3 protein-coding genes are annotated in these 1,530 nt (G+C 66.0%); all 3 read right to left on the bottom strand.

Translation table 11 applies throughout. The features are described from left to right. A partial coding sequence (locus ABD844_RS52980) for a DNA cytosine methyltransferase (RefSeq protein WP_344897984.1) occupies positions 1–768 on the bottom strand: 768 nt, incomplete at its 3' end. Then, on the bottom strand, positions 756–1,064 hold the full coding sequence (locus ABD844_RS52985) for a hypothetical protein (RefSeq protein WP_344897987.1): 309 nt from the start codon (positions 1,062–1,064) through the stop codon (positions 756–758). The genes ABD844_RS52985 and ABD844_RS52980, both read right to left, overlap by 13 nt. Before the next feature lie 100 nt (positions 1,065–1,164). Then, the coding region (locus tag ABD844_RS52990) for a methyltransferase (protein ID WP_344897990.1) at positions 1,165–1,530 on the bottom strand (366 nt) is incomplete at its 5' end.

Raw genomic sequence — 1,530 nt, forward strand, 5'->3', positions numbered from 1 at the left:
CAGGTATTGTCCGTGCTTGCCGTAGGCGCCCATGTCCTGGCCGGGCGTCTTCCACGCCTGCCGCGCTTGGATCCAGCCCTCGTGCTTCGGGCAGTAGGCGTACGGGTCGAACCACTTGGAGTAGTTCGGGGTGCGGCCGACGCTCTCGTGAATGCCCGACACCAGCAGCCGGTCTCGTGACTGCGGCGTGAGAGATGTGGTGCGGCCTTGGGCGTGCATGGCGTTGAGCGCGTGCACCTGGATGATGTAGCCGAGCTTCCGCAGCTCGTGGACCCAGCGGTCCCAATGGACCCACAGGCGGGCTTGGATCACGTTCTCCACGCCGAAGCCGAGCACCGGTCGGCCGTATTTCTCCTGGCAGTAGCGCAGGTAGGTGACGACCTCCTCCATCAGCGCGCGCGACCTGACTCCGGCCTTGTCGTCCTCGGTCATGTCGTCGAGGTCCCACAAGGCCATCTGGTTCTCTTTGTCGAACCACCGCTTGTCGCCGCGGGCCGTGGAGAAGCGAGGACACGCAGGACTGGCCCAGAAAAAGGTGGCGTACGGGAACTTCTCGATCGCGTCCGGCTTCTGCACATCGCCGAGCCAGAAGTCGACGCCCTGGTGGTTCTCCATGTACGTCCACTTGGCGGGCTCGAAGTGGTTCGCGCCGAAGATCAGCTCTGTACCGGGGACACGGCGCATGCCATCGCCGGAGCCTCCTGCTCCGGCGAACATCTCGGCGACGGTGACGGTGTCGATGCCCTTATGCCGGATCAGCGTGCCCACGAAGCCTCCGACCTGGACTGCTCGGAGGCTGCGGCCTTGGCCCGCTTGCCCTCCGTGGGCATCGGGAACTGGGTCATCTCCTCGGCCGGTCGGTAGATCCAGCGGTAGACGATCGGGCCGGCCGGGGTCATGATCACCTGGTAGCCCTGGGGAGACGTCCACAGCGTGGAGCAGGACTGGACGGTGCTCACGTTGTCGATGGCCTGCGGCTCGTGGGGCGTCTTTACCGCGTCCATCGCCATTGCGCTGTGGTTCGCCGCCTCGCAGGGCGGCAGGGGCGGCAGGTCGTCGAACATGGTTCCTCCGTAGGTAGTGAAGGAAATGGCCCTGCCTCGGGCGAGGCGGGGCCATACGATCGGGCAGCGGTGCGAGCCCTTTAGCGTCGGGCTCGTGCCGCTACTCCTCGGGAGCGGGGATGACTGCGAGGACGGTCCGCACGTCCGCGCCGGAGATGGCGAATGCGTTGTCGGGCAGCGGTGTGATGTGGCCGCCTCGCTTCCACACCAGGTCGCAGAAGGCGAGGGTGGTCTTGTCCTGGCGGCTGGTGACGCCAGTGCTCATGACTGCGACCAGTTGTCCGCCCGGCTTCAGGAACCGCAGCGCGTGCGTCACGTGCTGGATGTCCTGGCCTTTGGAGAACGGCGGGTTCATGAGCACCCGATCGAACTTCGCCGGGTATTGGTCGGGCGTCACTTCCAGGAAGTCGCCCGTCGTCAGGCCGACAATGCCGGGAACGTCCAGCAGTGCCTTCGACAGCACCGG

The organism is Nonomuraea antimicrobica, from assembly GCF_039536965.1.
Classification (GTDB): Bacteria; Actinomycetota; Actinomycetes; order Streptosporangiales; family Streptosporangiaceae; genus Nonomuraea; species Nonomuraea antimicrobica.